The sequence below is a fragment of the Microbacterium sp. NPDC006705 genome, assembly GCF_044903545.1.
GTDB classification, from domain to species: domain Bacteria; phylum Actinomycetota; class Actinomycetes; order Actinomycetales; family Microbacteriaceae; genus Microbacterium; species Microbacterium plantarum.
This window is the reverse complement of record NZ_JBJDQQ010000005.1, coordinates 1-11,393: the sequence shown is the minus strand read 5'-3', so window position 1 is coordinate 11,393 and position 11,393 is coordinate 1. Positions and strand designations below refer to the sequence as shown.

The following is an 11,393-nucleotide window of genomic DNA, read 5'->3' as shown; positions in this document are numbered from 1 at the left end:
CGTTGACTCGCCGCCGCGGCCATGCTGCCGGACATCCCTTTGAAGCGCCCTGGGTTTCGTTCCGAGGTCAGGACGCAACGGGCGCTACGTCTCGGTCGTGAGTGTAGGCCGCCTCAACCTCCGCTGGGGGGCGGTAGCCGAGGGCCTCGTGGAGACGCTGCGTGTTCCACCAGTGCACCCACCCCATGGTGGCCAGCTCGACCGCCTCGGTCGACTCCCACACCCGCTTGGAGTGGATGAGCTCGGCCTTGTAGAGCCCGTTCACGGTCTCCGCGAGGGCGTTGATGCTCCTATAGTTGTCAACTCGCGATCTGACCGGTGCGAGGGTTGGTCTTCACGAGGTGGTATACCTCGCGGATCACGTACTGGGCTGTCACCGAGCGCACCATCTGGGGTAATCCCACCTTCGTCTCCTTCCGCTGAGCCCAGCGACTACCCGCGGCGCGCACCCCACCATCGAGTGGGGTGCGCGCCGTTTTGTCGCCCTCGCCTGCGGTTAGGAGGAGTGCGGATCCGTGGGCGCTAAGTGTGCAAGGGACGTTCGGATTCACCTCGATGCACCGACGGGCTCTCCAGTTGGATCGTGGCGTGCTCGAACGCGATCGGGAAGTGCGTCCTGACGCAGACATGGACCTCTTCGAGGATCCGCAGTGCGTGGGCTGATTCGAAGCACTCCTCCCCGACGACGACGTGAGCCGAGAAGATCGGCAGATTGCTCCCGATCGCTGAGGCGTGCAGGTCGTGGACGTCCTGGACGTGGTCGAGAGCGAGGATGTGCTCGCGCACCTGATCGAGATCCACTCCCTTCGGGGTGTACTCCATGAGGATCCGCAGTGTTTCGGCCATGATGCGGAACGCCCGAGGCACGATCAGCGCGGCGATGAACAAACCAGCCAGTGCATCGGCCTGTTGGAATCCGGTCAGCTGGATCACGATCGCGGCCGTGATCACGCCGAGCGAACCGAGAGCGTCATTGAGAACCTCGAGGAACGCGGCACGCATGTTGAGGCTCGAGTCCTTGCCTCCGGCCAGGATGAGGATCGCGGCGATGTTCGCGACCAGGCCGATCACACCGAAGATGAGCAGCTCTCCTGAGGGGACGTCCGGGGGGTCGGTTAGTCGCGAGATACCCTCGACGGCGGTGTAGGTGCCGACCACGATCAGGAGCGTGGCCTGGGCCAAGGCTGCCAGTACCTCGATGCGAGCGAATCCCCAGGTTCGGCTGCTGCTGGCCGGGCGCAACATCATGGTCGCCGCGATCAGCGCGACCAGCAGTCCGGAGGCGTCGACGAGGGCGTGCGCCGTGTCCGTGAGCAGGGCAAGACTTCCGGTGACGACGCTCCCGATCGCTTGCGCGAGCACGATGACGGAGGTGATGGCGAAGGCGATGGCGAGTCGCGTCCGGGCGGTGCTCGACCCGCTGCCGCCGTGCGAATGGTCGTGTCCTGAGCTCATCAGAGGTCCCCGTCCTCGAGGTTCTCGTGATCGCGGTGGTTCTTCAGGGAGAGGGTGGTCCCGGAGGTGTCGAGCAGGTCGTCCGCCACCTCGAGCAGGCCCTTTAGTCGGGGCAGATCGGCGAGGGTGAACCAGGAAGCGCGGCCTTCAGTGCGCGCGGTGACCAGACCGCAGTCGCGCAGGCACGAGAGATGCTTGCTGACGGTCGACTGGGCAAGGTGCATGTGTTCGACAAGGTCGCGAACTCGGTGCTCACCGGTCGAGAGGTGCTGGAGGAGAGCCAAGCGTGTGGGTTCGGCGAGGGCATGGAAGAGCGCGGCATGACTGTCTGCCACCTCGAACTGAGGCTCGGCCGGGATCGCATCAATCGTCATATGGCGATGATATCGCCATTTGGGGTTCCGTAAAGGGGTGGGACGGGACGAGTCGATCCTGATAGACGCGCGAAGGGGTCGCTCGTGGCACGTCGATACACTCGATGTGAAGCGCCCTGGGTTTCGTTCCGAGGTCAGGACGCAACGGGCGCTGAATCCTGGTCGTGAGTGTAGGCCGTCTCAACTTCTGCGGGAGTGCGGTAGCCGAGGGTCTCGTGGAGGCGGGTGGTGTTCCACCAGTGCACCCACCCCATGGTGGCCAGCTCCACCGCCTACACGGACTCCCAGATCCGCTTGGAGTGGATGAGTTCGGCCTTGTAGAGCCCGTTCACGCTCTCGGCCAGGGCGTTGATGCTCCTATAGTTGTCAACTCGCGATCTGACCGGTGCGAGGGTTGGTCTTCACGAGGTGGTATACCTCGCGGATCACGTACCTCTTGAGGCAGCGAATGATGTCTCGCTTGGACTTGCCCTCCGCGGTGCGTCGTGCCACGTAGGCGATCGTGGGCTCATGGAAGCGCATCCGCACGATGACTGTCCTGTAGATGGCTGCGTTCAGCTGACGGTGACCGCCATGATTGATCCGATGTTTTCCGCTGCTCATCCCTGAGCCTGTAGGCACGGGGCTGATGCCGGCGAGCTTGGCGAATGCTGCCTCGCTCTTGATCCGTTCGGGATTGTCCCCGGCCACGATGAGGATCTCCGCTGCCGTGTCCACGCCGATCCCGAACTGGTCGAGCAGGTGCGGCGCACGCGCGATCACGAGCCCCTTGATCATGGCCTCGAGCTCGAGGATCTCCTCGTTTAACGACAGCCACCGCCTGGCCAGCGACCGGAGCACATGACGATTGGCCTCCTCCGGCGTGCTCAGCGCGCGGGGGCGCAGGGAAGCGCAGCGGCGGGCGATCATCTTCTGCGTCTTCCCCTGCAGTACCTTGCGTAGATTTTCTTCGGCGTGCACGAGCATCGCCTTCAACGTGATCATCGCTGCAGAGCGGTCTTTGACCGCAGTGTCGTGAGCGACTTTGAGCTGACGGATCATTTCCACGCTCCCGTCGGCGCTCTTGGGCGTGGCGGTAGCGAAACCCGCGAGGACTGCGCGGGCCGCGTTCTCAGCGTCCAAGGTGTCGGACTTCCCGTTCAACCGACGCAGGCGTCGGTCTGGGCGCGAGACTTCCACGACCTTGTGCCCCTGGCGACGGATGTACGAGGCCAGACCAGCCCCGTAGGAGCCTGTGCCCTCGATGCCGAACGCGATGATGGTGCCGTAGTCCGCGGCCCATTCCAGTAGCTGCTGGTAACCGGCACGGTCGGTGGCGATCGTGCCGGTCGCGAGAATCCCACCGATCGAGTCCATGACGGCGGCCACGTGGATGTGCTTGTGGGTGTCCACGCCGATCACGACGTGACCGGAACGGGTGGGGGCGATCTGGCTCATGTACGAGGCTGTCCTTCGGCTACGGGTGCGGGGGCGGCACCGACGCCGGTGGGCGGACAGGACTGTCACGGGGACACGGTCACGAAAATGCTCCAGGCTCCTATCAGGTCACGCCCGGACCGGCGGCAGTGGTCGTACGTGCCCGGCCGCGGGCCCGACAGATCAACGCCAAGACACCATGTGGGTCAATCGTAGAGATGGGTCAGAGCACCACGGCCAGGACTTCCTCATCCTCGCGGAATCCGGCCCTCAGAGACTGACAGTCATAGGAGTCGCCCACGGTGCCCACCGAGGCGCTCACCCCGGCGGTGATGAGCGCGTCGGAGTAGGCCAAGCTGACGTACTGGGCGCGTCGGTCCGAGTGGTGGATCAGGCCTTGGCGGCCACGGCTTGCACCGGTGCTCAGGAGAGCGTGTTCGAGGGCCAGTAGCGGCAGCCCCGTGGTGTGGAGCGAGGCCGAGACGGCCCAGCCCACGATGCGGCGGGTGAAGACGCCGGTGATGAACGCGACGTAGCAGAACCCGCCCAGAATCCTGACGTAGGTGATGTCAGCGACCCACAGCTGGTGCGGGCGCTCGGCGGTGAAGTGGCGTTCGACCAGATCCGGCCGTGCATCCGGCATACCGGAAGGACGCGTGGTGACCGGCTTGCGGCCACGGCGCACCCCCTGCAGGCCGGCGGCCTTCATCAGACGGGCGATCTGGTCCCGGCCTACCTGCCAGCCGGCACGGGTCATCGCGTGGTGCATCTTGCGCACCCCGTAGACGCTGTAGTTCTCCGCATGGATCCGCTTGAGCTCCTCCAGGAGCAGGACGTCTCGCAGGGCCCGCGCGGAGGCAGGTCGTCTCTTCGCGGCACGGTAGGTGATGAACCCACATTCCGTCGCACCAAGGGTGCGGCAGATGGCCTCGACCCCGAACTGATCGCGGTGTTCGTCGATGAACGCGATCATCTCGTCGTGGGGCGGTCGAGTTCCGCTGCGAAAAAAGCCGAGGCGGCTTTGAGGATCTCGTTCGCGCGCTTGGCTTCAGCGAGCTCGCGTTTGAGGCGCTTGTTCTCCTGCTGCAGATCCTCTCCGGCCGGCGCCTGGGTGATCTCGTGGCCGTGGCGGTTGCACCACATCCGCAGCGTCTCTTCACCGACTCCGACCTGCGGGGCGATGGCTCGGATGGAGTGCGAGCGAGGCCCTCCTTGAGCGGCTTGGCGTTCCAGGACCATCCGCACGGCGCGCTCACGCAGCTCGGGGCTGAACTTCTTGGGCATGTTCCGATTCTCCTTCAGTTGGATCGGAACGAAACCCAGGGCGCTTCACATCAGGTGTTGAAGGCCTGTCGGCTCGTGAAGGTCCGCTGCTGCCACTGGATCCGTCGCGGCTCGGGCAAGCGTCCTGGCCCTGCCGTTCATGATGATCTGGTTCGTCGTGAGTTCCGCGCTGAGAAGCCGAACCAGCTGTGGCTCACGGACATCTCAGAGCATTGGGCCGGGGATTCCAAGCTCTATCTCTGCGCGGTCAAGGACGTGTTCTCGAACCGGATCGTGGGCTACTCGATCAATCGGCGGATGAGCTCGCAGCTGACCGTGGACGCCCTGCAGATGGCTCTGGCCCGGCGTGGAGGCAAGGCCGAGGTGCAGGGTTGCCGGGTGCATTCGGACCGAGGATCGCAATTTCGAGCCAGACGATTCGTGGAGACGCTCCGGGTCAACGGCCTGGTCGGGTCGATGGGCAGGGTCGGTGCTGCTGGGGACAACGCGGCAATGGAATCCTTCTTCGCGCTGTTGCAGAAGAACGTGCTGAACCGGCGTCGCTGGCAGTCCTTCGACCAGCTCCGGCTCGCGATCGTGAGCTGGATCGAGCGGACCTATCACCGCCGTCGTAGGCAGGCCCGTCTCGGGAAGCTCACCCCTGTCGAGTTCGAGATGGTTCAATCAGTCCAGGCGGCTGCCGCCGCCTGATAACTCGTGTCAAGCAAACTCACGGCAGACCCCTCGGCCGCTGGCGTCCTTAGGTTTCTGCTTCAGTAGGCCGGTGCGGCCTTGTACAGGGATTGGGCGTCTTGGGCTGCGTGGACGCCGGCCTGGACGACGTCGTTCTTCATGTCCAGCACCCTCAGCTGCCCCTCGATCTGCGCGACGGCCTCGATCCGGCCGAAGGCGTCCCCGTGTGCTTGGGCGTAGTCGGCCAGGCCTCGCAGCTTGGGTAAGGCGTCGGCCAGGTGCGTGCCGTGGGGGTCCACGATGTCCGCGCGGATCGTGCCGTCCTGGTTGGTATGGAAGAAGAGGAAGTCCGGTCGCAGCGCCTGCCACTGGCCGGTGCCGTCCTGGTAGGGGATCGCCAAGGACTGCTTGGAGGCCCGGGAGGGGTTGCGGTACCAGCCCCGGAAGGAGGGCTGGGCTGCCTCGGAGTCCAGTACCTGCCGCTCCCAGTCGTTCAGATCCACAGGTGCGGTGCCGTCCTCGGCGGCCATCAAATGCAGAGTGCGTTTCGGCAGAGGACGCTCGCTGCCATCAGGGAGACGCTCTTGCTGGTCGGTCTGGGTCAGCTTCGGGCGGGTCAGGTCTACACGTTCAGGCCGACGGGCCATCTCCCGCACCCGGTCATATACCGCCTGGCGCTCATCGGTCAGGCCGTTGATCTGCACGCGGTACTGGCTCAGCCAGTCCTGCACGAGCTTGTCGGCCTTGGCCTCCAGGTCGGCGACGACCTCGGAGGTGCGGGCCAGGGAGGCGATGATGATGTCTCCTTCGCGCAGGTCGAGCTCCTCTTCGTCCTCGGGGACGATGTGATCGATGTAGGCCCCGGCGATCCAGCCGGTGAGGGTGCGGGCCGCCGCGGCAGCGGCCTCCTCGATGGCCCGGTCATCGGCCAGCAGTTCCAGGCTGGTGGTGCTCAGGGTTGTGGTTCCCAGCCGGCCGGTCAGCCGCTGGGCCGACAGGGTGAGCACATCCTGGCGGGCCGCGGTGATCTGCTCGGAGTACTGGACCCTGCATCCGTCCAGGAGCTTGCACATTGTGTGCGCGGCGGTCTTGACCGCCCCGGGCAGCAGCTCGTCGTGGGAGAGGGCGTTGGCCAGGATGTCCAGGCGCTTGAGCGGTTTGGTGGCGCCCTGGGGGATGTTCATCGAGGGCAGGGCGTCGAACACCGCCCACACGTCTTCTCCCACCGCCGGGTTCGGTGTCAGGGTGACCGGGTCGAACAGCACCCGCCGGGCGGCTGCGCTGGCGGGGTCGGAAGTGGTGTCGTCCATGTCGGACTGTCCGCGCATCAAGGTCTGGGCGATGGCGGTGGAGGTGGTCTTGTCGAAGTGGGGCAGGAAGCAGTCGATGGAGTTGAGCACCTCGTTGCCCGGGATGCGTCGGGCCAGGGGGGTGCGGACCATCCGGCCCAGCAGCTGGTGGACGTAGGTGGCGTCCTTGTAGGTGCGGAAGGACATCAGCACCTCCGCCCTGGGGCAGTCCCATCCGGTGGAGATCGCCTCCATGGCCAGCAGCACCCGGATGTGCGTGGTTTCCTGCACTCGCTGTGGGGCGATGTAGTTGACGATCTGGCCGGGCAGGTGCCGGTCGGTGTGGGTGCCGAAGACGTGGGCGATGTCCTGGGGCCGCAGCTCGGGCCACTCCTGGTGGATGACATCCAGGATTCGCGAGAGGTGCTCGTCGCTGGGTTTGTCTACGACCTGCACGACCAGTAGCGGCACCACCGGGTTCGGTTCGCCCTGCTCGGCGGCGTAGGCGGCCCAGGCCCTGGTGGAAGCCTTCGTGCGGGCCACGGCCTCGCGCAACAGCGTGGTGTCGAAGGCGCCGGCTTCCTCGGGGATGGTGAGGACCACATCGTCCTTGAGTAGCCCGGAGGCCTGCACGAGCGCGGGGTCGACTTGCACGGGGGAGAGCGCGTCCCGGTCGGTGGCATGGGCCATGGCCTGGGTAAAGCGTTCCACGGTGGCGGAGATCCCGAGCACGATCGGCATGGCCGGGGCCAGGGCGGTGCCGTTGATCAAGCGCTGGACGATGGTGGCCCGTTCCTGGTCGTTCTTCTTGGTGGTCTTCATGCCCCGGTGGGCCTCGTCCAGGATGAAGTAGAGGGTTCGTCCGGGGGTGGCCACGGTGTTGGCGATGACGTCGTAGATGGTCCGCTGGGCCATGTCGGGGGCGGCCATCACCGGGGTGGCGGCGTTGGTGGGGTCCTGGGCCCCGCGCACCAGGCGGGCTCCTTCACGCAGCTTCTGGGCGTTGAGGAAGTACACCTGGCCGGGGGCGAAGGTGGTCTCGGCGAAGGAGTTCTCCACGGTGCGCAGCCGGCCGTCTAGCTCGGAAGATGCGGCATGGATCCGGGCGCGGGACTGATCGTTCAGGTCCGGGTCGTCGGAGAACCAGAGAACGGTGGCCCCGGGGTCGGGGGCGATGTCCTCGGTGTACTGGTCGGAGCCGAAGAACAGGGCCTCGATGATGGCTGCGGCCATCACGGTCTTGCCGGCTCCGGTGGCCGCGGCCAGGGAGAACTGGGAGAGGACGCCGTCGTCCTGGTAGTTCTTCCTGGCCCGATGCAGCCGGTTCAGGACTTGCTCGACGGCCTGGGCCTGGTAGTCCTTGAGGGTGTAACGCATGGGGGTCAGGCCCTCCGGTTGATCTGGAAGTTGTGCAGGTAGGACTCGTACAGGCGCACCGCGGTGGTGTGTTCGGGCAGCTGTCGGGCCACGGACTGGAAGGCCACCTCGGAGTCGGTCACGATGAACGCCATCCCTACCTGGGGGTCAGCCTCTAGGGCGGCCAAGAACTCGGGGGCGTGGTCGATGTCCTCGAGCACACCGTAGGCCTGAGCCACATCCCAGCCCCGTTCCGGAAGGCTAGAGATGATGCGACCGCGTGAGCCGGCCTTGAACCAGAGCATCGGCGCGACCCGGGCGAAGGCACGGTTGCGACGCACCTGCCGGGGCGCCTCATAGGTCAGGGTGAAGAACGCCGCGTTCTCCTCGAACCCATCCGCCATGGGGAACTCGTCCGTGAACTTGTACGCGCCCTTGACCGGGTCCCCGGCCGGGGTCTCGCCGGTGATGGCCGCGGTGATGCGGGGCTTGGTGATGTAGTCGCAGATGCCCCACCGCTCCCACTCCGGGTCGCCCGGGCGCAGGCCCTTCTTGCGCAGGCCCTTCTGCTCCTCGGCGGACACCTCGTTGTTCGTCACGCTGATGCACTGACGGCGCCCGCCGTCCTGCTTGTTCAGCCGCATGACAGCGTGGGCGGTCGTCCCAGACCCAGAGAAGAAGTCCAGGACTACGGCATCGGGCTTCGACGAAAGAATGAATCTCAGCGAATCCTCGACCGCATAAAGCGCCTTGGGGTAAGGGAAGGGCCTCCCAGGAAGGAGCGCCTTATTCAGTCGCGTGCCGTATTGGGTTGCATCATGTCCAGAGATTCTCCACTGAGTGCCCGGAACCAGGAGTCTGTCTCCGGTTTCAGCCCTGGAAGTTATGACGGAACCGTCTTCCCTCCGGCCCGTAACAGCATAATGGCCCGACTCAATCTTCGCCCGCTCACCCTCAGAAAGGTAGTAAATCGGCGTTCGCTCGCCCTTCTTAGACCCCAGACGGATACCGCCGGCCGACAGTACCGCGCGTGCCGTAGAAGGCTGGAGGCGCCAACGGCCTTCCGAACCGTCCTGCCTGATGGGCCAAACGGCGAAGGTTCCCGTCGGAGCCACGATGGAGTTTCTGTCCGTTCCTACCCCGATGGGATCGCCGACGCTGTGAATGGTCTTGCCGTCCTCATTTACAAAGAAGGCATAGAAGGTATCCGGGTGCCCTGCCCTAGTTGGACTAGCCCCAGACTTTCTTAGAAGGTCCCACCGAATGTCGCCGAGATGCGTCCTTCCCTTAGAGGTGACCCATTGCTCCCCGAGCGCAATAGGCCTTACGCCAGCCCTGCCGAAGAATGCGTAGAAGTAGAACTCGTCGGCGCGGCCGAATAGCCCGTTTCTCGCAGGAGGGGCAGGGTTGATCTGGGTGGACACCATCTGAATCCGCGCCTCGGGGAAGGTCTGCTCCAGGAGCATTCCCAGGCGGAGGTACTCCTTCTCGTCGATGGTGACGATCAGGACCGAGTCCTCGGGGTTGAGGAGTTCGCGGGCGATCTGGAGGCGGCGCTCCATGAAGGACAGCCACTTGGAGTGGCGGTAGTCGTCGTCAGCCTCGACGTAGTCGTTGTTGTACTTCCAGTCCTTCGCCCCGGTGTTGTAGGGCGGGTCGATGTAGATGCAGTCCACCTTGTGGCGGTGGGTGTATGTGAGCATCTCGAGGGCGTGGAAGTTCTCGGCGTTGATGACCGTGTGGAACGGTTTGTCCCCGCCGTTTTCGACGCGGCCTGTCTCGACCAGGCCCGGGTAGATCGGGTCCTCGAACCGGGCGACGACCACCAGGTCCTCGAGTGCTGCTGTCGAGGTGACCGGCTCGCGGACCTCGGGGTCGACGTCTGCTTCGGTCAGATGGGCTTGCTTGCCGTCTGGGGTGCGTTCGAGGTCGGTGACGACCCAGTGACGGGTGTCCCCGATGGTGAGGCTCCCGCGCGGGGGCAGCACCCGGACGGTGTCTCCGCGGCGCACGGGGCGGCCGGGCAGCTCCACGGCCTCGGGCTGGTGACGCTCAAACACAAGACCGAACTGGCTGCGCTGGGTGAGCTGGCGGAACTCAGCTTCCAGGTCTGCGGCCAGCTGTGGGTCGGTCTTGCGGGCCTGGGCGAGCAGGTCAGTCAGTCGAGACACGGGTGTTCTTTCTCTGGGCCGAGTGGCATGGGGCGCTGTCCGCGCTAATCCTGCCCATCCTAGGGACCGGGGATCTCGTGCCGAGCAGGGGCTTCACGCGAGCTTAGGATCAGCTGCGATGCGACTTCGCATCGCGTCATCCGCTCGAGTAAGGAACTCGCCCATGTCACGACGCTCTCTGGCTTCTCTGGCCACTGCTGCTGTTTTCGTCGCCACCGCTGTCCTCGGGGGTGCGGGCCCGGCGGCGGCCGGCGCCACGTATTCGGCCCCATTGCGCACGGCTGTGGCGTCGTTGCCGGTGGCGGCGGAGAAAAATGCCGGTTATGACCGGGCTGCCCAGTTCGGGGACTGGAAGGATGCGAACAGGGACTGCCAGAACACGCGGGCGGAGGTGTTGATCGCAGAGTCCAAGACCACCCCGAAGTTCACGACGGCCCGTAAGTGCACGGTGGCCACGGGCAAGTGGGTGAGCAGCTGGGATCTGCGCACGCACACGTCTGCATCGACGGTGCAGATCGATCACATGGTGCCTGTGCATGAGGCGTGGGGCTCGGGAGCCCGGTACTGGACCAAGGCCAAGCGGGTGGCGTTCTACAACGACTTGGGGGATGCCCGGTCGCTGAACGCGCAGACCTCGGCGTTGAACTCTGCCAAGCAGGCCCGCGGTCCGGAGCAGTGGCTGCCGCCGAAGAACCAGTGCCAGTACATCGCGGACTGGACCGCGGTGAAGATCCGCTGGGGGTTGAAGGCTGACGCCACGGAGAAGGCGTTTCTGGTGAAGAAGGCCGCCTCCTGCGCGAACACCACCCTTAAGGTGACCCGGTACTGAGGCTGCACGGCCGCAGTGGTGCCCATCCCCTGGCCGTTGACGGCTGCGGGTGTGGGCGTTGGTCCACCCGGGGGCCGGCTCGAGGACTTGTGTTCGTACCCATGTCTGTCACGGCCACCCCTGAGATCCACAAGCGAATCGTGGGCGTGTTGCGCTTTTACCTGCACGGCGAGGACGACTGAGACGGCGCCGAACTACCTGAACGGAGAACGACCATGACCGAGAGCACGGGTCTTGAACACGCGGTGCTGGATCCCGGGCAGACGCCCCTACACGCCCGCGTCCTCGAGAGGGGGTGCTGAGGATGTCGCGCGCACCGGGGCGCAGGAGTGGATCGCTGAACGTGGTCGATTGGGTGCTGGGGGTGTGCGGGGTGGTGGCTGCTTTCCGCGCTGTGGTTGCCCAAGATCGAGCACCACGGCCCGCTGACCCACTGCCCGATGATGTGGTGGCTGAAGCGTCCCGGGTTTCGTGCCGCTCCTATGTGGGTGCCAGCTCTCGGTTGAGGGCGGCGTAGTAGGCAGTCTCGTACTCGGCCGGGGTGGTC

At 65.4% G+C, this 11,393-nt stretch carries 9 protein-coding genes, 2 pseudogenes and 1 other annotated feature; of the genes and pseudogenes, 2 read left to right on the top strand and 9 right to left on the bottom strand.

Annotated elements, in window-relative coordinates:
• Positions 1 to 67: 67 nt before the first annotated feature.
• The 7 genes and pseudogenes from ACI2K6_RS15800 to ACI2K6_RS15770 all read right to left on the bottom strand — a co-directional run.
• Positions 68 to 316, bottom strand: a pseudogene (locus ACI2K6_RS15800) (integrase core domain-containing protein); the annotation flags it as partial.
• Between the two features lie 206 nt (positions 317 to 522).
• On the bottom strand, positions 523 to 1,455 hold the full coding sequence (locus ACI2K6_RS15795; RefSeq protein WP_041103451.1) for a cation diffusion facilitator family transporter: 933 nt from the start codon (positions 1,453 to 1,455) through the stop codon (positions 523 to 525).
• The gene (locus ACI2K6_RS15790) at positions 1,455 to 1,829 is read right to left on the bottom strand and encodes a helix-turn-helix transcriptional regulator (RefSeq protein ID WP_041103453.1); all 375 of its coding nucleotides are present in this window, start codon (positions 1,827 to 1,829) and stop codon (positions 1,455 to 1,457) included. Before ACI2K6_RS15790 ends, ACI2K6_RS15795 begins: the two co-directional genes overlap by 1 nt.
• 134 nt (positions 1,830 to 1,963) lie before the next feature.
• Positions 1,964 to 2,179 (bottom strand): annotated as a pseudogene (locus ACI2K6_RS15785) (integrase core domain-containing protein); the annotation flags it as partial.
• A gap of 16 nt (positions 2,180 to 2,195) precedes the next feature.
• Positions 2,196 to 3,266 (bottom strand): IS110 family transposase, encoded by a 1,071-nt coding sequence (locus ACI2K6_RS15780; RefSeq protein WP_041103455.1) that lies wholly within the window; start codon positions 3,264 to 3,266, stop codon positions 2,196 to 2,198.
• Between the two features lie 202 nt (positions 3,267 to 3,468).
• Positions 3,469 to 4,218 carry an IS3 family transposase gene (locus ACI2K6_RS15775; protein ID WP_396747836.1) on the bottom strand — a complete coding sequence of 250 codons (750 nt, stop codon included), beginning with the start codon at positions 4,216 to 4,218 and terminating at the stop codon, positions 3,469 to 3,471.
• Positions 4,156 to 4,257: a sequence feature (AL1L pseudoknot), on the bottom strand. It overlaps the preceding gene by 63 nt.
• Positions 4,215 to 4,529 carry a transposase gene (locus tag ACI2K6_RS15770; RefSeq protein WP_088477477.1) on the bottom strand — a complete coding sequence of 105 codons (315 nt, stop codon included), beginning with the start codon at positions 4,527 to 4,529 and terminating at the stop codon, positions 4,215 to 4,217. (Overlaps the previous feature by 43 nt.) Before ACI2K6_RS15770 ends, ACI2K6_RS15775 begins: the two co-directional genes overlap by 4 nt.
• Positions 4,530 to 4,535: 6 nt before the next feature.
• Between ACI2K6_RS15770 and ACI2K6_RS15765 the strand changes: the two genes are divergently transcribed.
• On the top strand, positions 4,536 to 5,219 hold the full coding sequence (locus ACI2K6_RS15765) for an IS3 family transposase (RefSeq protein ID WP_396747846.1): 684 nt from the start codon (positions 4,536 to 4,538) through the stop codon (positions 5,217 to 5,219).
• A 62-nt stretch (positions 5,220 to 5,281) separates the two neighbouring features.
• Here ACI2K6_RS15765 and ACI2K6_RS15760 read toward each other — a convergent pair whose 3' ends face one another.
• Positions 5,282 to 7,867 (bottom strand): DEAD/DEAH box helicase, encoded by a 2,586-nt coding sequence (locus tag ACI2K6_RS15760; RefSeq protein ID WP_396747840.1) that lies wholly within the window; start codon positions 7,865 to 7,867, stop codon positions 5,282 to 5,284.
• Positions 7,868 to 7,872: 5 nt separating this feature from the next.
• On the bottom strand, positions 7,873 to 10,017 hold the full coding sequence (locus tag ACI2K6_RS15755; RefSeq protein ID WP_396747843.1) for a site-specific DNA-methyltransferase: 2,145 nt from the start codon (positions 10,015 to 10,017) through the stop codon (positions 7,873 to 7,875).
• 163 nt (positions 10,018 to 10,180) lie between these two features.
• On the opposite strand from ACI2K6_RS15755, the gene ACI2K6_RS15750 reads away from it, so the two are divergent.
• A complete protein-coding gene (locus ACI2K6_RS15750; RefSeq protein WP_098471929.1) occupies positions 10,181 to 10,846 on the top strand; it encodes an HNH endonuclease family protein in 666 nt (221 codons plus the stop codon).
• The last annotated feature ends 547 nt before the right edge of the window (positions 10,847 to 11,393 follow it).

Excerpts from the sequence above, each read along its gene's own strand:
- ACI2K6_RS15795 (WP_041103451.1), bottom strand. The coding sequence starts at position 1,455 with ATGAGCTCAGGACACGACCATTCGCACGGCGGCAGCGGGTCGAGCACC.
- ACI2K6_RS15790 (WP_041103453.1), bottom strand. The coding sequence starts at position 1,829 with ATGACGATTGATGCGATCCCGGCCGAGCCTCAGTTCGAGGTGGCAGAC.
- ACI2K6_RS15780 (WP_041103455.1), bottom strand. The coding sequence starts at position 3,266 with ATGAGCCAGATCGCCCCCACCCGTTCCGGTCACGTCGTGATCGGCGTG.
- ACI2K6_RS15775 (WP_396747836.1), bottom strand. The coding sequence starts at position 4,218 with ATGATCGCGTTCATCGACGAACACCGCGATCAGTTCGGGGTCGAGGCC.
- ACI2K6_RS15770 (WP_088477477.1), bottom strand. The coding sequence starts at position 4,529 with ATGCCCAAGAAGTTCAGCCCCGAGCTGCGTGAGCGCGCCGTGCGGATG.
- ACI2K6_RS15760 (WP_396747840.1), bottom strand. The coding sequence starts at position 7,867 with ATGCGTTACACCCTCAAGGACTACCAGGCCCAGGCCGTCGAGCAAGTC.
- ACI2K6_RS15750 (WP_098471929.1), top strand. The coding sequence starts at position 10,181 with ATGTCACGACGCTCTCTGGCTTCTCTGGCCACTGCTGCTGTTTTCGTC.